This window comes from Nocardia yamanashiensis NBRC 100130 (genome assembly GCF_001613325.1).
GTDB classification, from domain to species: domain Bacteria; phylum Actinomycetota; class Actinomycetes; order Mycobacteriales; family Mycobacteriaceae; genus Nocardia; species Nocardia yamanashiensis.
The window spans coordinates 252,662-276,464 of the sequence record NZ_BDCD01000009.1 but is presented as its reverse complement, the minus strand read 5'-3'; the positions used below and the strand labels follow the sequence as shown (position 1 = coordinate 276,464).

The window sequence follows — 23,803 nt, the reverse complement described above, 5'->3', positions numbered from 1 at the left end:
TTCGTATTCGACGGTGTCGCCGGTGGTTTCACCGGCCACCGGGAAGACCGCGCTGCCACGGGCCCCATGAAGTCGATCACCTCAACCGCGATCGAAAGCACCACTGCTGACGCCCTCGGTGAACACATCCCAAGCCGCGGGCGTGAACATCAGCGCCGGGCCCCCGGCATCCTTCGAATCCCGCACCCCGACCACGTCGCCGAGGAACGCGACCTCGACGCATTCTTGGCCACCCTGGCTGTAGCTGCTCTTGAACCAGTTCACCGTGGCTCGTTCATCTTTCACGCTCGTACTCCTTCGCTACCCGCACCAGCAGGCTTGCAGATTCGGCTTCTGACAGGCTGGCCTGCTTCAGTCGCTGGTAGCTCCGAGTGTAGAAGCTGACATCGGCTTCTTTCTCGAGGTACATACCGCCTACCGCGAATTCCAGATACGTGACAGGCGGCTCGACGGGCTCGCCCGTGGCGTCGTGATCGAACTGGAGGACCACGAACGGGGGCATGACACTACCGCCCGGGAAGCCGACCGTGAACGGGAGAACTCGCAGCCGGATATTCGGATGCAACGCAGGCAGTTCGATGAGGCGGCGCAACTGGGCGGCCATGACGGCAGGGCCACCGACTACATGGCGCAAGGCTGCCTCGCCGACGACGACATCCAGGGTGGCCGGTTCGAGTTTTCGCATGACGATGTGCCGGCGGTGAGCCTTGATCTGTATGCGCCGATCCCACTCCTCCGGGGGACCGTCGGGCCAGATCTGTTCTACGAGAACGCGATCGTAATCGGTGGTCTGCAGCAATCCGGGGACCAGCTGAGGCTGGTAGGAGATGACCGTACGCGCGAGAGCTTCGAGGCTGACGTACACATCGAAGTCCTTCGGAATTACATCGCCATAGGAATGCCACCAGTTGGTGCTTGTCGCGGCCTGCTTCGCCAAACCGACCATTCCGTCCCGGATTTCGCCGGGCACTCCATAGAGCTCACAAGCCTTTTCGACGAAGTAGGTCTTGATCCGGCTGTTGCCACCCTTCTCGGCGCGTTGCAGCGTGGTCGCCCCGACCTCCAAACGCCTCGCGGCCTCTTCGAGGCTCATCGAGGTTCGCAGTCGCCAATCCCGCAGGTGCCGACCGAGCTGGCGGAGCGGCAGATTCAGGCCCGCGTGCGGCATAACGGTCCTTCCGTTTCGGATGGCTGTTGAAATCCGCTTCGGATCAAGGATGACAGCCAGGTCGGATGGGTTGCTGGGCTTTCGAAAAATCCTTATCGGATCATCCGAGAAGACCTGACACCGCCCATATTCCGCGTTTTCCTGGTATCGCGCCCGGCCGAGGGAGCACCACCGGATCGAGAGGATTGCCATGAATCTGCTTGATTGCGAGACGGATCCCGGGCCGTTGATCCGGGAGCACGCGCCGCTGGCCTGGCGGGTGCATCGCTACTGCGAACGCACTGCGTGCCGGGTGCGGCAGCGGGCGCGGACCGCGCTTCAGGAATTCGCCTGCCGTTCGGCGGGAATCGAGCTGGATCTGCCATGACCGCCACCGATCCGGTCTCGTGGGTCGATGACCATTGCGGCAATGGGCGGATCGTGCCGATCACCCGCGAACGCGCGGACGGCATTCTGGCATTGCACGAGAGCTGCGAACCGCCGTGCCCGCGGCGGATCAGCGCTCGCGAATATCTGGGCGTTCCGCCCGAGTCATCCCGGCCGCAGCGGTAAGCGCGCGGACAGCAGCGAGAGGCCCGGCATGTTCATCGAAATCTGTTTACTCACCGTTGTTTCCGTGCTCAGCGCGGCTTTTGCCGCACGGCAGCACGCGGTCCGGCACCCCAGCACGGCCCGGCACCGCCGCGACCGGTACTCGGTCGCGGCGATCCGGGCACGCGTCGAACGCGAGAATCAGCTGCGGCCGGCTTGCTCATGACGAGTAGTCACGAACGGGCACGGCGGTCCGTCGTCGCCGGTGCGGGGCCGCCACACCGCTGCACAACCCGATCGACCGCTAGGGTCGGAATCGTGCTCAATCCACCGGAGGGTTTTCGCGAGGACGATCCGGAGTCGGTGTTGCGCGCGGGCTGGGGTCTCGCGGTGCGGAGCCTCGAATACCGGCCGGTGGGGTTCGGCAGCCATCATTGGGAGCTGTTCGACGACCGTGGCGAGCACTGGTTCGTCACCGTGGACGAGGCGCGCTCGACGCTGGAGCCGGCGCTCGGGACCGCACTCCGGTTGCGGGACAGCGGGTTCGAGTTCGTGATAGCGCCGGTGCCGACGCTCGGCGGTCGTGCGACGGCCGCGCTGGGCGCCGAGTACGCGGTCTCGCTCTATCCGCACTTGCAGGGCGAGAGCTTCGCCTTCGGGGAGTACCAGGACAGCGATCATTCGAACGCCGTGCTGGATATGCTCGTCGCGCTGCACACCGCAGCTCCCGCGCTCTGGTCGGCCGCACCGCTCGACACGTTCGAGATCGACCGCCGTGCGGAACTCGAACAAGCACTCGACAATCCCAGCGCCCCAGAAGAAATCACCGGCCCCTATACCCGGCGCGCCGTGCAGCTCGTCGCCGAGCACGGAGCACAACTCCGGGCTGCGCTGGCCCGCTACGACACGCTGGCGACGATCGCACGATCGCATCCCGAACGCGCCGTCCTCACCCATGGCGAACCGCACGCCGCCAACACCATGCGCACCCCCGCGGGTTACGTCCTCATCGACTGGGAATCCGCCCGCATCGCCCCACCCGAACGCGATCTCTGGGACCTGTCCGATCCGACCGCCTTACAGCGCTATACGGAACGCACCGGCCACCCGCTGCTCCCCGAACTGCTCGACCTCTACCGCCTGCGCTGGGATCTCACCGAAGTCGCCCTCTACTCGCACGGTTTCCGAATCCCGCACGGCGACAGCGAGAACGACCGGATGAGCTGGCAGGGGCTGCTCGAGTCGATCGGCGTACTCGGCTCGCGGTAAGGCCGATCGGCCCGCAATTCGTGCCGGGAGTGTTCGACGTCGAACTCGCGTTGCGCCGTGGGAAACCAGCGCCGGTAACCCAGGCAGCCGGTGTGCAACCGACCGTCGGGTACTTTCAAGATCGGCCGGGGAACTCCGCGCACGCACTGATCGAAGGACCGGTGCCCGGCATCGCCGCGCAGTTCCGACGACCGGACCGGATCGGTGCGAAAGTGAGGGCGGTATGCGGGTTTTCGTGGCGGGAGCCAGCGGCGCGATCGGCGGATTCCTGATTCCGGAGCTGCTGGCGGCCGGGCACGAGGTGGTCGGAACCTCCTCCCGGACCAGCGGAGCCGAACGGGTGCGGGCGCTGGGCGCCGAGAGCGTGCTCCTGGACGTGTTCGACGCGGCGGCGGTGGAACGCGCTGTCGCCGCGGCCGCGCCCGATGCGATCATCCACCAGCTGACCGCGCTGGGCGGCGGCTCACCGGTCGACAATGCGCGCATTCGCCGGGTCGGTACTCGCCATCTGGTCGACGCGGCCCGCCGCACCGGGGTGGAACGCATGGTGGCACAGTCGATTTCGTGGGCGTACGAGCCGGGTACGGGACCGGCCGAGGAATCCACCCCGCTCGATCTGCAAGCGCCGGAACCACGTTCGATCTCGGTCGAAGGGATCCGCCGGCTGGAAGAGACGGTCGCCGAGATGCCGCACCACGTGGTGCTGCGCTACGGCATGTTCTACGGTCCCGGCACCTGGTACCGCCGGGGCGGAGTGGCCGATCGGGTATTGCGCGGCGACAACAGCGATCCGGCCGCCGCGGGACTCGCCGGACTGCCCGCCAATTCCGGAATCCGCTCGTTCCTGCACGTGCAGGATGCCGCGCGGGCCGCGGTCGCGGCGCTGCACTGGCCGAACGGGCCCGTCAATATCGTCGACGACGAACCCGCGCCCGCGAGCGAATGGGTGCCCGTGCTGGCCGCCGCGTTCGGCGCGCCGATCCCCGAAGCGGTGCCGGGCGGTGCGGCATGGGAACGCGGCGCGAGCAATGCCCGCGCTCGCGCCTTGGGCTGGAAGCCGATGCACGCTTCCTGGCGCACCGGCTTCAGCGCCTGATCAGGATTTGCGCGCCATCGCCGCGACGATGAGCTCCTCCCAGCTGGTGAGTTCCTTCTCCGCGGTGGTGGGCATATCGGCGTCCATGTGCCATTGCCGGCAGGGCAGCAGACCCTCGTCGACCAGGTCGAGACCGCCGAAGAAGGAAAGGATTTCCGCGTCGGAGCGGAAGCGGCCGCCGAAGGCCTCGCGGATCTTGCCTTCGGTGGCGGCGGCCTCGCGGGTCTGGCCGGGGCGGAAGTGGGAGATGTAGACGAAGCTGCCGGGGGCGAGCCGGTCGGCCCAGAAACGGACCACGCCGGCCGGGTCCTCGTCGTTCTCGACGAAGCTGAGGACCGCACTGAACAACAGCCCGACCGGTTGGTCGAAGTCGATCAGCCGCTCCACATCCGGCTGCTCGAGAATCTGCTGCGGGCGGCGCACATCGGCCTCGAGCATGGCGATGCGATCGTCGATGGCGAGCAGGGCGCGACCGTGCGGGGCCACGAACGGATCGTTGTCGATGTACACGATGCGGGCCTCGGGCTGATGCTGCCGGGCGACATCGTGCACGTTCGGTTCGGCGGGGAGCCCGCAGCCCATATCGATCAGCTGCCGGACACCGGACTGGGCCATGATGCGCACTGCCCGGAGCACCGCCGCTCGGTTCGTGATCGCCAGCTGTTCGGAACCGGGCAGGTCCTGTTTGAAGGAGTCGCCGAGATCCTTGTCGGCTCCGTAATTGTCCCGGCCGCCGAGAATATAGCTGTACGTACGAGCGACGCTCGGCCGAGATTGCCGTGCGCGCATGGCGTTGATATTCACCTGTCACCCATACCTTTCGGTGCACCAGCGGTCGGTGATCGCGCGGGGCCGTGCCCACGGTCCGGGCGATCACGATGGAAGGCTATTCCAGATCGCTCCGGAGCGTGGATTGTTCCCACGACGATACCGTCATCGGCACAGCGAACGGAACGGGTTGGTATCACGTGGTGACGCGTAATCGCAGTCCATGGGGTGCGACGGTGGTGCCGATGCGCGGGCGCAGCGGGCGATCGGTGATCGTGCTCAGTTCCCAGCGCGCCGCGACGGCCTGCAGGGCCGCGGTGAGCTCGAGCATCGCGAAGCGGGAGCCGATGCACACCCGCGGGCCCTCGCCGAACGGGATGAAAGTGCATGGCGCCTGGGCTGTTTGCGGGTTCCAGCGCTCCGGATCGAAGGTGTCCGGATTGGGGTAGATGTCCGGGTTTCGATGTTGGACGTACGCGCTGTAGGCGACCGCGGTGCCGGCCGGAATGTGATGCTCGCCCAGCATGGTGTCGACGGTGGTGACGCGGGTGAGGATCCACGGCGGGGTGTACATGCGCAGCGATTCCTGCACGATGCGATGACACAGCGCCGCCGCCTCGTCGGCGGTATCGGTCAAGGAGGGGTGCTCGGACGCCGCGACCACCTCGCGAAGTTGCCGCTGGATCTTCGGATGCACGGCCAGCAGATACATGGCCCAGGCCAGCGTGGTGGCGCTGGTTTCGGTGCCGGTGGCCACGAAAGTGACTGCCTGATCGGTGAGTTCGTCGTCGGTGAGCCAGCCGTCCTCGTCGTCGTGCGCGAGAATCATGCTGGCCAGCAGATCCGATTCCTCGGTGGTGCCCTGCCGCCGGCGCTCTTCGATGATCTTGTCCATGGCGTCGCGCAAACCCGCGATGGTGTTCCGCCACTTGCGGTTGCTGGGCAGCGGGAGCCGGGCCAGCCAGTCCGGGGTGAGCATGCGCCGGGGCACCGCGGCCACGAAATCGTCCAGGTCGGCCAGCGCCCCGTCCAATAGTTCCTCGGTCAGCGACGCGGAGAACAGCGTCCGGAACGCTATCCGCCCGGTGTAGGCCATGGTGGTCTTGCAGACGTCGAAATCCTCGCCCGCACTCCATGATTCGGCCATGCGCGTGGCCTCTTCCCGCATCACCTCCTGATAGCGCAGCATCTGCCCGGGCCGGAACGCCGGCTGCACCAGCCGCCGCAGCCGCCGGTGTTTGGACTGCGGGCAGGTGCCCACCCCGTCCCCGAACAGGTCGGACAGCTTGTCGAAGAACGGACCTCCTTTGTCGAAGGTGCGGTCGTCCTTGAGGACCCGATAGGTGAGCTCCGGATCGCAGAGCATGACCATCGGCATCGGCCCCAGCCGCAACCACACCAGATCGCCGCGTGCGGGCAGTCCGGCCAGAAAACCGACCGGATCCCGCAACAACGGCCACGCATCGCCAAGAATGGGAAGAGTGCGGGACATCGATCCCACCCCCTTGTATTCGAGCGGTTCGACGGAACCCTGATTATCCCGCCGCATCCCGCCTACCCGGGAGTTCGCAACCGGATCGCTACTCGTGATCTCGCTTAACCTGCCGACACGGACTCGCTGATCAACCACCCGCACAGGCCGATACGCAAGACTGAACTAATGACCCATAGGCAACCCGACGGCAACCGGCTCCGCTCCGTGCCGCGCGCCATCTGGTCCTACCTTCGCAGCGCCCCCGGCACCTACATCTGGCTGGCCATCCTCCTGATGAGCACGATGGTCGTGCGCCGGCTCTCGCCCGAAGCCGCCCGTGAGCTGCTGGGCAACCGCTCCACCAACCTGCACCACCTGGCCGAGGACCCGATCCACGTTCTCATCAGCAGCGCCTTCTGGATCGACGGCAGCCGCTGGCTCCCATACGCGGTGCTGTACACCATCTTTCACGCCCAGGCCGAACGCTGGCTGGGCACCCTGCGCTGGCTGGCCGTCCTCGTTCTCGCCCACGTCGGCGCCACATACCTCAGCGAAGGCGCCCTCTACTGGGCCATCCGTCACGGAAACGCTTCCCCCGACGCCGTTTTCACCCTCGATGTAGGCGTCAGTTACGCCCTCGCCGGCATCGTCGCGGTCCTCGCCTACCGCATCGCCCTCCCCTGGCGCCTGCTGTACATCCTCGGCGTGGCAGTCGTTTACACCGCCCCGCTCATTTCCGAACGCACCTTCACCTCACTCGGCCACTTCAGCGCCATGCTGATCGGCTTCGCCTGCTACCCGTTCACCCGTGGCCGCCCCGGGCCTTGGAATCCGCTCACGGTGCTGCGATCACTCGGCAGAACTGAAACATCGCCGGAGACAGCGAGGCCGAGCGGCAAGCCTGTTCACGATGAGTGACCAGCGCCTCGTCCCACCAATAGCTCGCGAGCAACTGCTCGCGCTCGATCAGCACCTGGTGGTCGGCGCGACCGGTGACCGCCAGGTGGCAGGCATAGCCGAACGGCAGACGTTCGACGCGCCATCCAGGCCAGGCGTCGACCACGTAATCGTGCAATGCGGGCCGAGATAACGTGAAGGTCCAGTAGGACAACCGTTTTGCGGCGGTGTCGATGACCGCGCCCGCGTGCGCGAGGCTCTCGTGCGGCAGCGGATACGGGGCTTCCCGGTCCAGCACCGCGACCCCTGAAGCCCCTTGCTCCGCAAGCCAGTCCAGCACGTATTCGTCCTCCAGCCGATAATCCAGCACGGCGTTGCCTGTGCCGATCACGCTGAGGACCGCACAGGGCGAGTCCTGCCAATCGGCGGACCATTCGCTCTCGCGCACCGTTATTTCCCGTCGCACCGGGTCCCAATCGATGAACCACTCGTCGCGGGAAAAGAACGGTGTGGACGAACTCGTCGCCGGCGGACGGAGATCCGGACTCACGGCCCCGGCGGCCTGCGGTATGGCCAGCGCGAGCTCTTCGTGCCCGCCCCAGGCGTAGCGCACCTCCCATCCGGCCCACAGTGGCTGTGCCCCGAAACGAGCCGCGTAGCTGTCGAAATACGTCGCACCCTGGCCCTCACCGCAGACATAGAGATGGCAACGCTTTTCGAGTAGATCCAGCGCGAATCCGTTGCAGTGATATCGGCCCAGGAAGTCGGAGCTCGCCCGTTCCGCGGGCACGCCCACCTGCCGAATGGCCGCCAGGGCCTCGGCCAGGTGGTCGGCGCGCGTGAGGTCCCACCAGCTCTGCTTCTGCCCCATCAGCAGGCAACGACCATCGGCGTCGCGCAGGACAAAGGCTGTGCTGCAACTCATCTCGCGAGACTAGCCATCGAAGATCAGGACAGGACTGGACACACGGAACAATCGCCGCGATGATGCCCGGGTATCGCTGTAGAGCCCAACGGGGGTTGGTTGCATGTCGTTGTCGAGTAAGTTCACGCTGGCCGTCGCGATTGCCGCGGGTGGGACGCTGGCCGGTGTCGGGGGTGGGACGGCGCAGGCGGCGGGTGCTTACGGTGCGATGGCTACCGACTATTCGCAGGTGTTCGATGCGGTCGACTATCCGACGCAGGAGGCGGCGAATCAGGCCGCGTTGCAGGCGTGCGGGAAGTCTTATTGCGTAATCAAATTGGAGTTGAAGAACAGTTGCGGGTCCGCGGTCGAGCTGCCCAATCGGGGGTGGTGGGGGCTGGTGCCCGGAGCGTCCTCGCTGTGGTGGGGAACCGGCGCCACCGCGGCCGACGCGGAACAGATGGCGCTATCGCAGGCTCCTTTTCCCTTGCAGCCGTGGGCCGTTGCCCTACAGGCCGCTTGGGGTAGCACTGTGACCTCGGCGCCGTTCGTCAAGCAGACCGCGTGCACTTCGAGCGCGCGGTGAGGCCGGGAACCATGCCGATGCTGCGCAAATTCGCCGCGCCCATGATCACCGTCGCCGCCGGGACGCTTCTCGTCGGCGGGGCCGCTCCGGCGCACGCCGCCCGTGACCTCTACGGCGCGATCGCGACGGGCGGGTTCAATGTCGGTGCGGCGTTCGACTACCCCACCCAGCACGAAGCCGACCAAGCCGCGCTGGACACCTGTCGTCAGTCCTCCAACGCCTGCTACATCCAAGTGCGAGTGCACAATCAGTGCGGCGTCGTGCTCGAACGCGATACCTGGAGCATCTACGCGGTCGTGCCGTCCTACACGTCCGGCGTGGGCGCTACCGCCGCCGAAGCGGAAGCGAACGCCAGGAAGCTGGCCGGGCCGGATCTGCACCAGCCGCCGCTTTTCGAAACCGTGAAACCGCTGTTCGTACTGGACACGATCTGCACCTCGAACGCGGGGTGACGGAACGGGTCAGGAGAAGGCGGCGGCCATCAGGGCGCGGCAGCGCACATCGGCGTTGATGGTGAGGCCCAGTCGGTTCGGCGTGTAACCGAAGCCGAGGCCGGTGGCGGGATCGGCGAAACCGAGCGCACCGCCGAGTCCCGGGGTGCCGTAGGCGCGATGGTCGGCCGAACCGAAGGCGAAGCGGTCGCAGGAGCGGCGGAAACCGGCGTGATAGCGGGTGGGCACCCGGAGCACCGCGTCGGATTCGGCGGCCGGGCCGGGCTCAGCCAGATGCCGTAGGATCGCTTCACCGACAGGCAGTTTCGGGGATCCGCCGACCGCCGCGCCATAGACGCGGGCCAGGGCTCGGGCATTGCCGATGCCGTTGCTGCCGCACACCTCCACCTCGAGCAGCTCGGGTCGATCGAAGTGTTCGGGCATGCCCAGGTCGGGGCTGATGGTGCTGCGGTAGAAGTCGCCGCGGCGCACCAGCAGCTCGATACCCAACTGCCAGGCGGGATCTCGCTCGTGGCGGATCGCCAGGCCGCCGGTGCGAACCAGCTTCGCGAGCCGGCCGAGCCGCTGCGGATCGGCCGAACCGATGGTGAAGTCGAGGTCCAAGGGCGCGGCGATATCCTCGGCCAGCACCTGCCCGATACTGCGGCCACGCGGATCGGCGCGGCGGACCAGCTCGTTGACGAACAGGCCGAACGAAATGGTGTGGTAGCCCTGCCGGAGTCCCGGCGTCCACGCGGGACGTTGCGCGGCCAGCACGACCGCGACACGATCGAGATCGCCCAGATCGGCGATGGTCAGCGGCGGACCGCTGAGCGCGTGCAAGCCCGCACGGTGATCAAGCAGCGCACGCACCGTGACCGCGCCCTTGCCGTGCGCGGCGAATTCCGGCCAGTAGCGCGCCACCGGCTCGTCGTAATCCAGGTGCCCGCCCGAAACCAGGGCCGCCACCACCAGCGCCGCGACACCCTTGGTGCAGGAATAAACAGGCACGATGGTGTCCCGCTCCCACTCCAGTCCCCGCCGCCGATCCCGATACCCGGCCCACAGGTCCACCACCGCCCGCTCGCCGTCGTACAGCGCGACCGCCGCACCGATCTCACCACGCTGAGTGAAGTTGCGCCTGAACGCATCAGCGACCTTGCCATAGCCGTCGTCCGCGTACCCGTGTAGTTCGATCTCGCTCATCGTGTGCCGAGCCTACGGGCCCGCCGGGGCCGCGGCCGGAAGTGGCAAAGAGTTGGCGGCTCCCGCGCACCTCGGAGTCGTGACGGCCCGGGCGGGTGTGGGTCAGCGCCGCGCCGCGCGCTCGGCGGGTTGGAACAGCTCGATCAAATTGCCTGCCGGATCGGCGATCAGGATCTGCCGGCCGCCCGGGCCGCTGATCCGATCGCTCCGGAATTCGACCTGGCTCGCACGCAGCCGTTCGATCTCGGCATCGAGGTCGTCGACGATGAGATGGATGCGATTGCCGCCCGGTTCGGCGGCATCGGCCGGGGTCGCCCGCGCGCCGGAGCTCGCCGGACCGGACAGCAGCAATCGCAGCGGCCCGCGCACCACGTCGGCGAAGGCGGGCGCGGCACTGTTGTGCAGGGTGAAGCCCAGCCGGGTGGTGTAGAAGTCGACGGCCGCCTGTACATCGTCGACGAGGTAGCGGACGCCGGCGTATTCGGTGGAAGTTGTCATCGGACACTCCTGTTCGTGGAGTCGAGAAGATTCAGGGTCGGCAGCAGATACCGGATCCGGCTGTCGATCTCGGCGGCCGTGGCCCGGAATTCGGGATAGCCGCCGGTGTTCGCGGCGTTCGGGGCCGCCGGATCGCGAATGCTCCAGTGGATCCGGCGCACCTCACCGCCGAATTCGGGACAGCGTTCACGGGCCTTGTCGCACAGCGTGATCACCAGATCGAACCGCTGCCCGGTGAGGCTGTCGAGGTGGCGGGGACATCGACCGGCGAGGTCGATATCGAAGTCCGCGCGCAGCACCCGCACGGTATCGGGGTGCATGGCCGGCCTCGGATCCGTTCCGGCACTGAACACTTCGAGCCGCCCGCCGGTGTGCCGGCGCAAGAGCGCCTCCGCGATCACGGAGCGGGCGCTGTTGCCGGTGCACACGAACAAGACCACCGGCGGCGCCGCGGTCTCGAATTCCGTTGCGGCGGGCGTCATCCGGAGTCCCGGATGCAGCGCCGCCCCCGCACCCCCGAGCAATTCGGCGCTGCGGTCCAGATCCAGGTGGTAGTAGCTGTCCCGGCCGTCGTGACTGCTGCGGGTCATGGTGACCAGGCCGCCGTCACGCAGCAGGCGCAGGTGGTAGGACACCAGATTCTGCGGCTCGCCCACCAGCGCCACCAGTTCGCGAACACGCTGGTCGCCGCTCGACAATGCCGTCAGCAGCCGCCACCGCACCGGATGCGCGGCCAGTTGAACGAACGGCGGGAGCTCGTGCCGGGTGGGCGCCATGCACCAAAGCCTAGCACTCAATACATCAAATGGATTTGATGTAATTCGGCCGGCACACGCTCAGGCCGGGTTCGTGGCCAGGTGGTAGAACGCCGTGTCGAGGGGTACGTCGACGGCGTACCAGGCGGCGGAGGGGTCGCCCGCGCGGGAGCACCAGGCGGTGGCGATGCACAGGCGGAGGGCTTCGCCGGTCGCCAGGCCGGGCAGGTGCCAGGCGAGGCGGGCCGGATTCGTGTAGCGGACACCGTATTCGGAGGCGCTGTCGTCGCCGTCGGGGGGCAGCACGTCCGCCCAGTCGGCGGGCAGCAGGCGGCCGTCGGCGGCTTGCATGGCCAGGAGTTCGGTGTCGGGGCCGCCGATCGAGACGACGAAGTTCTCGTCCTCGAGGCTGACCGCCGCCAGCCATTCACCGGGGTCGCCGCCGCCGTCCGCTCCGGCGGGCCGGTCCGTCAGTTCCGCCGCCACGGTCAGGCCCGGCACCGGGGCGTCGGCCACCACCTGCCAGATGGCGGCCCAGGTCGGGATGCGCTCACCGCTCTCCGCGGCGGGCACGTCGATGCTGCCCAGCAGCAGATCGACCGTGGCGGTGCGGGTGCGCCAGCGGTGCAGGCGGGCGCCGTTCGGCAAGCGCCACACGGTATCCGGCACCTGCGACAGCGTGTCCGAACCCAGTGCGACGGTGAACTCGACGGTGCCGAGCGGGGTGACGATCACGGCGGGCACGCGGTCCGCCTGCGCGAGCTGGTCGGTGGAAAGCATCCGCCTATCATGCCCCCGAACGAATTCGGACGTCATCGCACGTCACCGCTGACGGAAACGCCGGGAGGTGGCATCCTGCAGAAGGCTCACGCAGGCCGCCGCACCCGATCCCGACACAGGAGGCACCATGCCCGGGTTCGCCCGTATCCGCCATGTCAAACTGCCGGTGAGCGATCTGGCGCGCAGCGTCGCCTGGTATTGCGATCTGCTCGGGCTGGAATTGGCCGGCGAATTCCGGGAACAGGGTGTGCTGCGCGGCGCTCAGCTCATGCATCGCTCCGGATTCGGCATCGCGCTGCGGGAACGCGAATACTGCGTGGGCAAGCCCGATCTGGGCGGATTCGACGTATTCGCGCTGGAGGTCGATTCCGTGGACGATCTGCACGCGCTGGCCGCCCTCGCCGACGAATTGGAATGCACGCGCGGCGAGGTCTACGACCGCGGGGAATACGGGGCGGTGCTGGACATCATCGATCCAGACAATCTGGTGGTGCGATTCCTGGCCAACAATCCGTTCCGGGCCGGGAGGTTCGTCGGCGTGGACACCGACGGGAAGGGCGGTTTCTCGCTCTACGAAACGCCCACGCTGGGTTGAGGATTCAGCACCAGTTGCCGATCCGCCCCGCGCTGGAATTCGTACGCGACGGTCGGTCGCAGCGCGCTGCCGACGCCGCGGGCCCGCAATTCCGCCCGCACCCAGGCCACCAACTCGGCGAGGTCCTCCCCGGAATGGTCCAGTAGCGGGTACAGCCGCACCTCGCCCCGGCTCACCCGCGCCAGTTCGAGCAGCGCGGCGAGATGGAAATCCGCGTTCAGCCTGTCCGCGTAGGTGAAGAGCAGATGTGAGGACAGGACCAGGTCGAAGGTGTTGTCGGAGAACGGTAATGCGGGCAGCGCGGCGGCGACGTAGCGACCCGGATGTTCGCTCAGGTCGGCGGTGAACCGGCGCACCGCAGCGTGCCGCATGCGGCGGTGCACGGCCGGATCGCCGCCGTACCAATCCCAGCTGTACAGGCCGGCGTGCGCGGCGGACCAGGCATTTCCGCGATCGGTATCGGCCAGCGCGGTCTCTCGCAACTCCCCGGCCGGCTGCGCGTAGCACGGGTCCACGGCGATCACCTCGGCCCCGAATTCTGCTGCCTCGCAAGCGAAGCTGGCCGCACCGCCCGGGCAGTCGAGAATCCGCCCGCGCAGCTCGTCCGCACCGAGCGCGAACATGGCCCGATACTCGGCCAGCGACCGCGCGGTGAGCAGGAATTCTCCGGCGATCTCGGAATCCAGTCGATCGGTCACCGTTCCAGCCTCACACAGCGCCCGGCCGCACACCAGGACATTTCCAGCAGCGTAATTCGGTTGCGGCGGTGAATCGGCCGGGCGTACTTTTCTTTTCGCACCCGGTGCGCCGGTGACAGTTACTTCGGGTTCAATTCCTGGTCGCTCCACTCAGGGGGCGATGGCTCGCTTCGGGAGCGGTATTTCCACTGTCGCCACAATTATCTCGGGGGCATGGTGTGCACCGGCCCGGTGCGCAGACAACGGTTACTTCACATCTGATTCGGGTTCAGGCGGCGTCGGTTCGATTCCGGCCCGTACGCGTGTCACCGCGTGCGGTGGTGTAGTGGTAGCTCAACGGTACCGTCGTCGCTTTGTTCTCGGGCCGGTCACACCCCTGCCACCCCGCACGAATCAGGGGAAATCCCATGGCCAAGTTCAATATCGCACGCCTGCGCGGCCTGGTCGCGCCGCTCACCGCCACCGCCACCTCGCCCATCCGCGGCGAGCAGCTGCCGTCCGCGCGCACCCACGAGGGCGCGCCCGGCTACCGGCGCACGGTGCAGGGTGAGCTGTTCCTGCTCGCGGTATCGAACCTGGTGGGAGAGAACACTTTCTACGAAGCCGCCGGCGCGCGGGATCAGCGGTACGCCGCTCTGGTCCGCGAGGCCACTGTCGCCGATCCCGAATGGACCGCGCGCTTCCTGCGCTGGCTGCGCGCCGACGCCGCTATGCGCACCGCCGCACTGGTCGGCGCGGCCGAGTTCACCAAGGCGCGGCTGGATGCCGGTGCGGCCGGAATGTCGCGCCAGGTCATCGATTCCGTGCTGCTGCGCGCCGACGAACCGGGCGAGCTCATCGCCTACTGGCACGCTGTCTACGGGCGGGCGCTGCCCAAGCCGGTCAAGCGCGGTATCGGCGATGCGGTGCGGCGGCTGTACGGGGAACGCGCGCTCGCCAAGTGGGACGGCGATGCGCACAGCTTCCGGTTCGGTGACGTGCTGGAGCTGACGCATCCCGCCGCGGCTGCCGACAAGCCTTGGCAGGGAGCGCTTTTCGCGCATGCCATCGATCGCCGGCACCATCGGGACAATCCCATTCCGGAGGAGCTGCGGGTGCTGCGGGCCCGGGCGGGACTGCTCGCGACTCCCGTCGAACAGCGGCGCGCGCTCTTCGAGGACGCCGAAACCGCCCGCACCACACTGCGTTCCGCGGGCATGACGTGGGAGGCGGTCGGCGGCTGGCTGCAGGGCCCGATGGACGCCGCCGTGTGGGAAGCCCTGATCCCGGCCATGGGTTACATGGCGCTGCTGCGGAACGTCCGCAATTTCGACCTGGCGGGCGTCTCGGATGCGGTGGCGGCGGAAGTCGCCGCGCGCCTGGCGGATCCGGAGCAGGTGCGGGCCTCGCGCCAGCTGCCCATGCGCTTCCTGTCCGCCTACCGCGCGGCGCCGTCCCTGCGCTGGGGTCACGCCCTGGAGCAGGCGCTGAACCATTCGCTGACCTCGATCCCGGCGCTGCCCGGTCGCACCCTGGTGCTGATCGACACCTCCGGTTCGATGACGGCGAACTTCGCCAAGGACGGCACCCTGCGCTACTGGGACGCGGCAGCCCTGTTCGGCCTCGCCCTCGCCTCGCGCTGCGCACACGCCGACGTGGTGTCCTACTCCGGCGCCTGGGGCCCGGACGGCGGCATCGGCCCGTACACCATCCCCTTCCCTGCCCGGGCCGGGGAACCGGTACTGCGCGCGGTCGAACGCTGGAAGTCCGACGGCTACTTCATCAACGGCGGCACCGACACCGCGGGCGCGGTTCGCAAGCACTTCGCGAACCACGACCGCGTGGTCATCCTCACCGATGAACAGGCCACCGGCCACAACGTGCACACGGCCCTGCCCGCCACGGTCCCGCTCTACACCTGGAACCTGGTGGGCTACCGCCCCGGCCACGCCCCCACCGGCTCCCACAACCGCCACGCCTTCGGCGGCCTGTCCGACGCCGCGTTCACGATGATCCCTCTCATCGAAGCAGGCAAGCACGCGAACTGGCCCTTCTGAAAAACACCACGGCCCCGGTCCGTCAGGACCGGGGCCGTGTATTGCTTTTGCGCCGACGCGTCAGGCGGTGCTGCCGTTCGACGCCTCCGGCTTCGGCTGCTCCGCTTCGCGAGCGGCGACGCCGTGCTCGGTGCCCTCGTCGGCTTCCTGGTCCGGTTCCGGGTGTTCCGGGGAGAAGGTCGCGGGCAGGCCCTTGATGTGCTTGTTCATATTGCGGATGAGCAGCACGGTGCCGGCCAGCAGGATCAGGACGATGACGAGTCCCAGGGGTGACGCCTTGCCGAACTCGGGTCCGGTGGGCGTATTTCCTTGGGCGAGCAGGGTCAGGATCATCGGTCGGGGTCCTCGGTGTCGGCGTCGTCGATTCCCGCGAACAGGTCGGTTTCGGGGATGGCGGTCTGCACCCGGGTCTTGGCCAACTCGAATTCCTCGGTGGGCCACAGCTTCTGCTGCAACTCGGTCGGGATGGCGAAGAAGGCGCCGTTCGGGTCGATCTGGGTGGCGTGCGCGCGCAGGGCGTCATCGCGCGCCGGGAAGTACTTGGCGCATTCGACCTGGGTGGTGACCCGACCCATGATATCGCCGCGCTCGGCGGCGTATTTCCGCATCCGGTCCATCCAGTCCTGCATGGGGAACGGTTCGCCGCGCCGCGCGTACTCGTCGGCGAAGATCTCCAGGCGGGACAGGCTGAATCCGTGGTTGTAGTACAGCTTCAACGGCGTCCACGGCGCGCCCGCGTCCGGGAACTTCTCCGGATCACCGGCGGCCTCGTAGGCCGCCACCGACACCTTGTGGCACATGATGTGGTCGGGGTGCGGGTAGCCGCCCATTTCGTCGTAGGTGGTGATGACGTGCGGCTTGAACTCGCGCACCACCTTCACCAGCGCTTCGGTGGCCTCGTCGAGGGGCACCAGCGCGAAACTGCCCTCGGGCAGCGGGGGTAGCGGATCCCCTTCGGGCAGACCGGAATCCACGAAGCCCAGCCAGGTCTGCTCGACCCCGAGCGCCTCGGCCGCCGCCGCCATCTCCTCGCGCCGCACCTCGGCGATGCGATCCTTGATGCCGGGGGTGTCCATGGCCGGATTGAGAATGTCACCGCGCTCGCCACCGGTCAGCGTGACGACCAGCACCTCGTTGCCCTCGGCGGCATAGCGTGCGGTCGTCGCCGCGCCCTTGCTGGATTCGTCGTCGGGGTGCGCGTGTACCGCCATGAGGCGAAGACCACTCACTTCTCGTTCACCTCACCGATCACAATGCTCATCTCATCGCTTCCGCCGGAGTCCCAGGCCGTGTCCGATCTCTATTCCCTATAGTTCCATCCGATCGTTATTTGTTCCGACCTACCCCCCGGGAGTGCGCGTCATGACCGAAAGACCGGCCGACCGGTACGGGATTGCGCCGCGCAAGACCCGCCGCTGGCTTCCGTTCGCCCTGGGCGCGGTGGTCATCCTGGCCGGGCTCGGGGTGGCCTGGATGGGGTACAAGACCTACGGACCCAAGGACATCGAGCCGGAACGCCTGGGCTACACCGTGTTCGACGATTCCACCGTCGAGGTCGATTTCAAGGTGACGCGCAAGGACCCGAGCCAACCGGTGGTCTGCTACATCCGCGCCATGGATCCCGACAGCGTCGAGGTCGGCCGGCGCGAGGTGCTGGTGCCCGGCTCCGACAGCGGCACGGTCCGGCTCACCACCACGTTGAAGACCACCGCGCGGGCCGGCGCGGCCAATATCTACGCCTGCGACGACAAGGTGCCCGCATATCTTCGTGCCGGGTGAAAAGTCCGGTCCGCGACCCGCTTTGACGCTTCTACCTGCGCCTTTATAAAACGTGCTAGAATGACGCGATACACGGTTCCGGGGTTCGGAGCCGTGTTTGCTTGCATTGGCGGCAGGTGCGCTCGGGTATCTCCCCCAGGAACGCTCTGGCCGTCCAACCTCGTCATGCCTGGCCCCGGCTGGGTATGTCGGGATCAGGGAATCCCGGCCTGCCGGGGACAACTACTAGGGAGTGATCGAGATGACTGAGAACGTGACCTGGCTGACACCGGAGTCGCACGAGAGGCTTACGAGCGAACTCGCCGCGCTCATCGCCAACCGTCCGGTCATCGCGGCCGAAATCAACGAGCGTCGTGAAGAAGGCGATCTCAAGGAGAACGGTGGCTACCACGCCGCGCGTGAGGAGCAGGGCCAGCAGGAGGCGCGCATTCGCCAGCTGCAGGAACTGCTGAACAACGCCAAGGTGGGCGTGGCCCCGTCGCAGTCCGGGATCGCGCTGCCCGGCTCCGTCGTCAAGGTGTACTACGACGGCGACGAGAGCGACACCGAGACCTTCCTCATCGCGACCCGCGAAGAGGGCCTGGGGTCCGCGGACCTGGAGACCTACTCCCCCAACTCCCCGTTGGGTGGCGCTTTGATCGACGCCAAGGTCGGCGAGACTCGCGAATACACCCTTCCCAATGGCAGCACCATGAAGGTGACGCTCGTATCGGCTGAGCCCTACCACAGCTGAATTTCTGCCGCGATTCCGCGGACACTGTAAGAACGGCGCAGCGCCGCACCAATCCTGGTGCGGCGCTGCGTTTTTCGTCATGCGTCGAAGGTCCCCTAGGCCAGTGCCTGTTCGATGTCGGCGAGCAGGTCGCCGATGTCTTCGATGCCGACCGAGAGGCGGACCAGGTCGGCCGGGACCTCGAGGGCGGAGCCCGCGGTGGAGGCGTGGGTCATGGCGCCGGGGTGCTCGATGAGGGATTCCACGCCGCCGAGGGATTCGGCCAGGGTGAAGATCTTGGTGCGGGCGCAGAAGTCGAGCGCCGCTTCCTTGCCGCCGTGCACGCGGACCGAGATCATGCCGCCGAAGCGCTTCATCTGCTTCTGGGCGACGGTGTGGCCCGGGTGCTCGGGCAGGCCGGGGTAGATGACCTCGGCGATCTTCGGGTGGTTGGACAGGAACTCGGCGATGGTCTCGGCGTTGTCGCAATGCCGGTCCATGCGCACGGCCAAGGTCTTGATGCCGCGCATGGTGAGGAACGCGTCCATCGGCCCGGGCACCGCGCCCGCGCCGTTCTGCAGGAACGCGAACTTGGCGTCCAGCTCCTGATCGTTGGTGATGAGCGCGCCGCCCACCACGTCGGAATGCCCGCCCAGGTACTTGGTGGTCGAGTGGATCACGATGTCCGCGCCCAGCTGCAACGGCTGCTGCAGGTACGGCGAGGCGAAGGTGTTGTCCACCACCAGCTTCGCGCCGCCGGCGTGCGCCACCGCCGCCAGCGCGGCGATATCGCCGATGTTCAGCAGCGGATTGGTGGGCGTCTCGATCCAGACCAGCTTGGTGTTCGGCTTCATGACCGCCGCCACCGCGTCCGGATCCGACACCGCGGCCACGTCGTAGGTGATCCCCCACTGGGTGAACACCTTGTCGATCAACCGGAAGGTGCCGCCGTAGGCATCGTTCGGAATGACCAGGTGATCGCCGGGCCGCAGGTTCGCCCGCAGCGCACAGTCGGTGGCCGCCATCCCGGACGCGAACGCCCGCCCGTAGGTGCCCGACTCCAGCGCCGCCAGATTGGCTTCGAGCGCCGTCCGCGTCGGATTACCGGTGCGCGCGTACTCGTACCCGCCGCGCATCCCGCCCACGCCGTCCTGGGCGAAGGTCGAGCTGGCATAGATCGGCACGTTCACCGCACCGGTCTGGGGGTCCGGATCGAACCCGGCATGCACGGCCCGCGTGGAGAAACCCAGCTGATCACTCATGGCCCCAGCCTAGGTCGCGCAGAATTCGCGCCCGCTCCGGGGCGGGTTCTATCAGATCGCGAGCGGACTAAACAGGCAAACGGACCAATCTCGGGCACAGACACGGGCGAACCCGCCGGAATGTCTCGTATCGGCGCTCTGCCGTGTCTCTCGAAGGCACGGCCGGTAGACGGCGGGTGCGGCGGAGAGTGTCTCGAGGATGTACCGGAAGGTGTCTCGGGGAGCGGCTTATTCGCAGGTGGGAACCGGGGTGGGGCGGGATTGTGAGGGGGGCGCGGCGGTTCTAGGGTGGGGCGCATGGTGACCGTTGACGAACTCTTCGCTATCGATTCGCTGCTGGACGACGAGGAGCGGCAGATCCGCGCTACCGTGCGGGATTTCGCGGCCGAGCGGTTGCGGCCGCATATCGCGGAATGGTTCGAGGCGGGGACCTTCCCGGTGCGGGAGCTGGCACCGGAGCTGGGCAAGCTTGGGCTGCTGGGCATGCATCTCGAGGGCTACGGATGCGCGGGCACCTCTGCCACCGCGTACGGGCTGGCGTGCCTGGAGCTCGAAGCGGTGGATTCCGGTGTGCGGAGCCTGGTTTCGGTACAGGGATCGCTCGCCATGACGGCGATTCACAAGTACGGGTCGGAGGAGCAGAAGCAGCGGTGGCTGCCGGGCATGGCGGCCGGGCAGGTGATCGGCTGCTTCGGGTTGACCGAACCCGACTTCGGGTCGAATCCCGGCGGCATGCGGACGCGGGCGCGGCGCGACGGGGACGACTGGATTCTGGACGGATCCAAGATGTGGATCACCAACGGGTCGGTGGCCGATGTCGCGATCATCTGGGCGCAGTCACGCGAAGGCGAACGGGATGTGGTGCGCGGGTTCGTAGTGCCCACGGACACACCGGGATTCAGCGCACGGGAGATGAAGCACAAGCTGTCGTTGCGGGCCTCGCTCACCGCCGAGCTGTCCCTCGACGGAGTCCGGCTGCCCGCCGACGCGCAGTTGCCGCAAGCGCGCGGGCTGGCCTCGCCGCTGGGCTGCCTGTCCGAGGCGCGGTTCGGCATCGTGTTCGGCGCGCTCGGCGCGGCCCGCGATTGCCTTTCCGCCGCAATCGATTACGCCCGCACCCGGGAGGTGTTCGACAAGCCGCTCGCCGCCTACCAGCTGACCCAGGCCAAGCTGGCCGATATGGCCCTCGAACTCGGCAAGGGCCAGTTGCTGGCGCTGCACCTGGGCCGGCTCAAGGACCGGCACGCGGTCACCAACGAGCAGATCAGCGCGGGCAAGCTGAACAGCACCCGCGAGGCCATCGCCATCGCGCGCGAATGCCGGACCATTCTCGGCGCGAACGGCATCACCCTCGAATACCCGGTGCTGCGGCATGCCAACAACCTGGAATCCGTGCTCACCTACGAGGGCACCGCGGAGGTGCATCAGTTGGTGCTCGGCGAGGCGCTGACCGGTGCCAAAGCCTTCCGCTGAACCACATTCCGGACGTTCGGGGAGCAACTGCGCGATATCTCACAGCCCGATCCGAGAATGCTCCCCGATTGCTAGCATGACGGCGTGTTTTTGCCCGGCTCCGCCCTGCTCGTCGTCTCGGCGCGTAAGACCCTGAACCGACTGCAGCGCACGCACGGAGCCCCGGCCATGCTGGCCGCCCGCGAGCTCCCCGGTGTGTGCGCCGCGGTGGATCAGCACGCCGCCGCGGTCCGCGACATCCTGGAGCTCGGGGTGGAGAACTCGGCCACCGTGCCGGTGAGCGTGCTGCTCGCCGGATACGCGCGCGGACTCCTGGAGGACCTGCGCGAATCCGGCATCGGACTGCCGATCGTGCCGGAGGACTGGCAGCACGCCGACTGGGTGCACCTGCGCCTGGCGGGCGTCTGTGCCCTGGCGCGCGGCGACTGAACACCTGGACATACGAACGGCCCGCGCACTTCAAGTGCGCGGGCCGTTCGCGTATTCACTTGCGCGTCAGCGCATTCCGGAATCATCTTCCGGGTCGTAGCCGCTCCGGCCGGGCTGACCCGGCATCTGACCGCCCGGCATGGGCTGCTGCTGCGCTCCATAGCCACCCTGCCGGCCATAGTTCTGCGCACCGTAGCCCTGTTGCCCGTACCCCTGCTGGCCGTAGCCCTGCTGGCCGTAACCTTGCTGTCCCGCACCGGGAGCGGTGCCGACGGGTTGCTCGGCCCACTTGCCGGGCGGCATCTGCTGACCGCCGCTCATGCCCTGCTGCATCATGGCCTGCTGCTGCCGAGCCGCCTCGCGCGCCCGAGCCGCGTCCTCGCGGCCCCGCTGGTACGCCTGCGCGTGACCCTTGAGCTCGGGCATCTCGCCTTCGATATTGTTCAGCCAGCGATCCCAGCGCTGCTGCATCGGCCGGATGAGCCCGCCGCCGAACCCGACGATCACCACGCCGGCGATGGTCGCCAGCACCGTCACGAGAATCGGCATGGTCACCGAGGTGCCGACGCCGATCTGGTTCAGCGCCGCGATAATGCCTATGCCCCAGATGAATACGGCCGCGATGCGCCCGAGCATGGCACCGTACTCCAGGCCCGAGAGCATGTTCGCGATCATGTCCATGACCACCTTGGCGATCGCGCCCGCGATGCACACGATGACCAGCGCGACGGCCAGCCGCGGCAGCCAGGCCACGATCCCGTTCAGCATGGTGCTCACCGGATTCGGGCCGAAGACGCCGAAGCCGAGCTGCAGGGTGATCAGCAGAATCGCGTAGTAGGCGAGCCGCGCCATGATCTGCGTCGCGTCGTAGCGCGAGTTCGCCAGCATGTCCTTGATGCCGCCGCGCTCCACCAGCCGGTCGAAGCCGACCCGGTGCAGCACTCGAACCACCAGGCGCTCAATGATTTTCGCCACGAACCAGCCGATGAGGAGAATGGCCAGGAACCCGACGAATTTCGGTACGAACGTGGCCACCGAACTCCACGCGTCCGACAACCCCTGCTGGATATCGATAGCCAAACTCGAGGTGTACATGGGTACCCCGTTCCTCGTCGCTATCCGGCCCCGGCCGGATGCCGGGACTTGCTCCAAGGGCGGTTATACCCCCAGTTGATCTTCGCAATGCGTTGTTTGCGAAAAAGTTGCCAAAAAGGATGCCTACGATTTGCCGATCGGCTCCCGAACGACGAAAACGCCGGAGCCCTCCCCTCATCGGGGGGCTCCGGCGTACTCGCGATCAGCCGGGAAACCGGCAGGAATCGAGCAGCGGGATCAGTACGCGCTGTTGACGTTGTCCATCGAGCCGTAGCGGTGGGCGGCGTAGTTGCAGGCCGCCACGATGTTCGCGACCGGATCCCAGACATTGAACTCGGTGCCGGGCACGTGGTACGCCGCGAAGGTCGGGTCGATCACCTGCAGCAGACCCTTGGACGGGATGCCCATGGCCGCATTGGAGTCGTAGAGGTTGATGGCCTGCGGGTTGCCGCTCGACTCGCGCAGGATGTTGCGCATGATGCCGTCGTAGCTGCCCGGAATGTTGTTGGCGGCCATGATGTCCAGCGCGTGCCGGATCCAGCCGTCGAGGTTGTCGGCGTAGACCGGGGCAGGCGGCAGCGGCGCGGGGGCCGGCGCGGCGACCTCGGGGGCCGGCATGGGCGCGGGGGCCGGGGCGGGAGCGGCGTCGAGCTTGCCCGGGGCGGCCTGCATGGCGGGAGCGGTCGCTGCGAGGGTTTCCTTCAGCGCGACGGGCTCGACCTCACCCTGCGCGGAGCCCGCGGCGGTGATGATGGATCCGAAGACCCCGAGGGCCAGGGCGGCGGTGCCGGCGGTACGGGCGGCGGCAACCACCTTGCTACGTCTGGCGGGGCATTTCAGAGCGGTCATAGGGTTCGTGGGCATGGCGAAGTAGGATTCCTGTTCGGTTTCGGCCTCGCTGGGCCTCGAGTGGCAGCGCGCGGCCACGCGAGCACCCATTGGGATGCTCACCACGCACTACCGGTGTTTGTTATTTCTGTTGTGAGACCCGTTGCGGGCCAGGGAAATTGACGCTGAATCGGAGGTCAGCGGTGTCAGCGACGGCCGCGCGGGCCGAGGTGCCTCATCGCACCGTTGTCGTGATCACGTTCCGCATGTTTTCGACATCTCCTTGCGCCTAGCAGACTTGTGGTCTGTTTCCGACAAGGTCACAGCTTGATTGCGCTAGATGAACACAGCCTGAACCAAACATGAACAGACGGTGAACCGGTCCGGGCGGCAACCTCGGGACCTGCATTAATACAAGCGCTGACCAGGTGATTCAATTCAAACCACAGAGTGTTTCAGATCACAGAGAAATTTAGTCCCGATATTGCGATAAAGCATGAATCGCACCATTTGTCGGCGTTTCGCGTGCCATT

General features: G+C 67.3%; 28 protein-coding genes. 13 read left to right on the top strand and 15 right to left on the bottom strand.

The window, feature by feature from the left end; genetic code table 11:
• Nucleotides 1-81: 81 nt before the first annotated feature.
• A complete protein-coding gene (locus NY1_RS10340; protein ID WP_067710667.1) occupies nucleotides 82-285 on the bottom strand; it encodes a DUF397 domain-containing protein in 204 nt (67 codons plus the stop codon).
• Nucleotides 275-1,360 (bottom strand): helix-turn-helix domain-containing protein, encoded by a 1,086-nt coding sequence (locus tag NY1_RS10335; protein ID WP_233434272.1) that lies wholly within the window; start codon nucleotides 1,358-1,360, stop codon nucleotides 275-277. The genes NY1_RS10340 and NY1_RS10335 overlap by 11 nt, the downstream gene beginning before the upstream one ends.
• Here NY1_RS10335 and NY1_RS42745 point away from each other — a divergent pair.
• The 4 genes from NY1_RS42745 (at nucleotide 1,359) to NY1_RS10320 (ending at nucleotide 4,064) form a co-directional block, all read left to right on the top strand.
• Nucleotides 1,359-1,535 (top strand): hypothetical protein, encoded by a 177-nt coding sequence (locus NY1_RS42745; RefSeq protein WP_157762138.1) that lies wholly within the window; start codon nucleotides 1,359-1,361, stop codon nucleotides 1,533-1,535. The genes NY1_RS10335 and NY1_RS42745 overlap by 2 nt on opposite strands.
• Nucleotides 1,532-1,720 (top strand): hypothetical protein, encoded by a 189-nt coding sequence (locus NY1_RS10330; protein WP_067710665.1) that lies wholly within the window; start codon nucleotides 1,532-1,534, stop codon nucleotides 1,718-1,720. The genes NY1_RS42745 and NY1_RS10330 overlap by 4 nt, the downstream gene beginning before the upstream one ends.
• Nucleotides 1,721-2,017: 297 nt before the next feature.
• Nucleotides 2,018-2,968: a phosphotransferase gene (locus tag NY1_RS10325; protein ID WP_169815328.1), complete on the top strand. Its 951-nt coding sequence runs from the start codon at nucleotides 2,018-2,020 to the stop codon at nucleotides 2,966-2,968.
• A 223-nt stretch (nucleotides 2,969-3,191) separates the two neighbouring features.
• Nucleotides 3,192-4,064 carry an NAD-dependent epimerase/dehydratase family protein gene (locus tag NY1_RS10320; RefSeq protein WP_067710664.1) on the top strand — a complete coding sequence of 291 codons (873 nt, stop codon included), beginning with the start codon at nucleotides 3,192-3,194 and terminating at the stop codon, nucleotides 4,062-4,064.
• On the opposite strand, the gene NY1_RS10315 is transcribed toward NY1_RS10320, so the two are convergent.
• Both NY1_RS10315 and NY1_RS10310 read right to left on the bottom strand, forming a co-directional pair.
• Nucleotides 4,065-4,868 (bottom strand): SAM-dependent methyltransferase, encoded by an 804-nt coding sequence (locus NY1_RS10315; protein ID WP_218028341.1) that lies wholly within the window; start codon nucleotides 4,866-4,868, stop codon nucleotides 4,065-4,067.
• A 160-nt stretch (nucleotides 4,869-5,028) separates the two neighbouring features.
• A complete protein-coding gene (locus tag NY1_RS10310) occupies nucleotides 5,029-6,324 on the bottom strand; it encodes a cytochrome P450 (RefSeq protein WP_067710751.1) in 1,296 nt (431 codons plus the stop codon).
• A 168-nt stretch (nucleotides 6,325-6,492) separates the two neighbouring features.
• Here NY1_RS10310 and NY1_RS10305 point away from each other — a divergent pair, with 168 nt between their 5' ends.
• Nucleotides 6,493-7,224 (top strand): rhomboid-like protein, encoded by a 732-nt coding sequence (locus tag NY1_RS10305; RefSeq protein ID WP_067710663.1) that lies wholly within the window; start codon nucleotides 6,493-6,495, stop codon nucleotides 7,222-7,224.
• Here the strand turns inward: NY1_RS10305 and NY1_RS10300 are convergent.
• Nucleotides 7,142-8,128 carry a hypothetical protein gene (locus NY1_RS10300; RefSeq protein WP_157762137.1) on the bottom strand — a complete coding sequence of 329 codons (987 nt, stop codon included), beginning with the start codon at nucleotides 8,126-8,128 and terminating at the stop codon, nucleotides 7,142-7,144. The two genes, NY1_RS10305 and NY1_RS10300, sit on opposite strands and share 83 nt — an antisense overlap.
• A gap of 103 nt (nucleotides 8,129-8,231) precedes the next feature.
• On the opposite strand from NY1_RS10300, the gene NY1_RS10295 reads away from it, so the two are divergent.
• The gene (locus tag NY1_RS10295) at nucleotides 8,232-8,693 is read left to right on the top strand and encodes a DUF4189 domain-containing protein (protein WP_067710661.1); all 462 of its coding nucleotides are present in this window, start codon (nucleotides 8,232-8,234) and stop codon (nucleotides 8,691-8,693) included.
• A 17-nt stretch (nucleotides 8,694-8,710) separates the two neighbouring features.
• Nucleotides 8,711-9,145 (top strand): DUF4189 domain-containing protein, encoded by a 435-nt coding sequence (locus NY1_RS10290; protein WP_169815327.1) that lies wholly within the window; start codon nucleotides 8,711-8,713, stop codon nucleotides 9,143-9,145.
• A gap of 9 nt (nucleotides 9,146-9,154) precedes the next feature.
• On the opposite strand, the gene NY1_RS10285 is transcribed toward NY1_RS10290, so the two are convergent.
• From NY1_RS10285 to NY1_RS10270, 4 genes are all read right to left on the bottom strand, one after another.
• Nucleotides 9,155-10,330, bottom strand: coding sequence for a serine hydrolase domain-containing protein (locus NY1_RS10285; RefSeq protein WP_067710659.1), 1,176 nt, complete (start codon nucleotides 10,328-10,330; stop codon nucleotides 9,155-9,157).
• 102 nt (nucleotides 10,331-10,432) lie between these two features.
• The gene (locus NY1_RS10280; protein ID WP_067710658.1) at nucleotides 10,433-10,828 is read right to left on the bottom strand and encodes a VOC family protein; all 396 of its coding nucleotides are present in this window, start codon (nucleotides 10,826-10,828) and stop codon (nucleotides 10,433-10,435) included.
• Nucleotides 10,825-11,604, bottom strand: a complete 780-nt coding sequence (locus NY1_RS10275) for an arsenate reductase/protein-tyrosine-phosphatase family protein (RefSeq protein ID WP_067710657.1) — start codon at nucleotides 11,602-11,604, stop codon at nucleotides 10,825-10,827. Before NY1_RS10275 ends, NY1_RS10280 begins: the two co-directional genes overlap by 4 nt.
• A 60-nt stretch (nucleotides 11,605-11,664) precedes the next feature.
• Complete coding sequence (locus NY1_RS10270) at nucleotides 11,665-12,363, bottom strand: hypothetical protein (RefSeq protein WP_067710656.1); 699 nt, start codon at nucleotides 12,361-12,363, stop codon at nucleotides 11,665-11,667.
• Nucleotides 12,364-12,490: 127 nt separating this feature from the next.
• Between NY1_RS10270 and NY1_RS10265 the strand changes: the two genes are divergently transcribed.
• Nucleotides 12,491-12,958: a VOC family protein gene (locus NY1_RS10265; RefSeq protein ID WP_067710655.1), complete on the top strand. Its 468-nt coding sequence runs from the start codon at nucleotides 12,491-12,493 to the stop codon at nucleotides 12,956-12,958.
• On the opposite strand, the gene NY1_RS10260 is transcribed toward NY1_RS10265, so the two are convergent.
• Entirely contained in the window at nucleotides 12,934-13,656 is a 723-nt protein-coding gene (locus NY1_RS10260; protein WP_233434271.1) for a class I SAM-dependent methyltransferase, read from the bottom strand. The two genes, NY1_RS10265 and NY1_RS10260, sit on opposite strands and share 25 nt — an antisense overlap.
• A gap of 407 nt (nucleotides 13,657-14,063) precedes the next feature.
• Here NY1_RS10260 and NY1_RS10255 point away from each other — a divergent pair, with 407 nt between their 5' ends.
• Entirely contained in the window at nucleotides 14,064-15,692 is a 1,629-nt protein-coding gene (locus NY1_RS10255) for a TROVE domain-containing protein (RefSeq protein ID WP_067710654.1), read from the top strand.
• 60 nt (nucleotides 15,693-15,752) lie between these two features.
• On the opposite strand, the gene NY1_RS10250 is transcribed toward NY1_RS10255, so the two are convergent.
• Together NY1_RS10250 and mca are read right to left on the bottom strand one after the other, a co-directional pair.
• Entirely contained in the window at nucleotides 15,753-16,025 is a 273-nt protein-coding gene (locus NY1_RS10250) for a hypothetical protein (RefSeq protein WP_067710653.1), read from the bottom strand.
• On the bottom strand, nucleotides 16,022-16,903 hold the full coding sequence (mca, locus tag NY1_RS10245; protein WP_067710652.1) for a mycothiol conjugate amidase Mca: 882 nt from the start codon (nucleotides 16,901-16,903) through the stop codon (nucleotides 16,022-16,024). Before mca ends, NY1_RS10250 begins: the two co-directional genes overlap by 4 nt.
• 151 nt (nucleotides 16,904-17,054) lie before the next feature.
• Here mca and NY1_RS10240 point away from each other — a divergent pair, with 151 nt between their 5' ends.
• A complete protein-coding gene (locus tag NY1_RS10240) occupies nucleotides 17,055-17,471 on the top strand; it encodes a DUF4307 domain-containing protein (RefSeq protein ID WP_067710749.1) in 417 nt (138 codons plus the stop codon).
• A 241-nt stretch (nucleotides 17,472-17,712) separates the two neighbouring features.
• Nucleotides 17,713-18,204 carry a transcription elongation factor GreA gene (greA, locus tag NY1_RS10235; protein WP_067710748.1) on the top strand — a complete coding sequence of 164 codons (492 nt, stop codon included), beginning with the start codon at nucleotides 17,713-17,715 and terminating at the stop codon, nucleotides 18,202-18,204.
• Between the two features lie 95 nt (nucleotides 18,205-18,299).
• Here greA and NY1_RS10230 read toward each other — a convergent pair whose 3' ends face one another.
• Nucleotides 18,300-19,445 (bottom strand): cystathionine gamma-synthase, encoded by a 1,146-nt coding sequence (locus NY1_RS10230; RefSeq protein WP_067710651.1) that lies wholly within the window; start codon nucleotides 19,443-19,445, stop codon nucleotides 18,300-18,302.
• Nucleotides 19,446-19,742: 297 nt separating this feature from the next.
• Between NY1_RS10230 and NY1_RS10225 the strand changes: the two genes are divergently transcribed.
• Both NY1_RS10225 and NY1_RS10220 read left to right on the top strand, forming a co-directional pair.
• On the top strand, nucleotides 19,743-20,918 hold the full coding sequence (locus NY1_RS10225) for an acyl-CoA dehydrogenase family protein (RefSeq protein WP_067710650.1): 1,176 nt from the start codon (nucleotides 19,743-19,745) through the stop codon (nucleotides 20,916-20,918).
• Nucleotides 20,919-21,002: 84 nt separating this feature from the next.
• Nucleotides 21,003-21,347: a DUF6401 family natural product biosynthesis protein gene (locus NY1_RS10220; protein WP_067710649.1), complete on the top strand. Its 345-nt coding sequence runs from the start codon at nucleotides 21,003-21,005 to the stop codon at nucleotides 21,345-21,347.
• Nucleotides 21,348-21,413: 66 nt separating this feature from the next.
• On the opposite strand, the gene NY1_RS10215 is transcribed toward NY1_RS10220, so the two are convergent.
• Nucleotides 21,414-22,442 carry a mechanosensitive ion channel family protein gene (locus NY1_RS10215; protein ID WP_084534827.1) on the bottom strand — a complete coding sequence of 343 codons (1,029 nt, stop codon included), beginning with the start codon at nucleotides 22,440-22,442 and terminating at the stop codon, nucleotides 21,414-21,416.
• A 237-nt stretch (nucleotides 22,443-22,679) separates the two neighbouring features.
• Nucleotides 22,680-23,306, bottom strand: a complete 627-nt coding sequence (locus NY1_RS10210; protein WP_233033410.1) for a transglycosylase SLT domain-containing protein — start codon at nucleotides 23,304-23,306, stop codon at nucleotides 22,680-22,682.
• Nucleotides 23,307-23,803 lie beyond the last annotated feature (497 nt).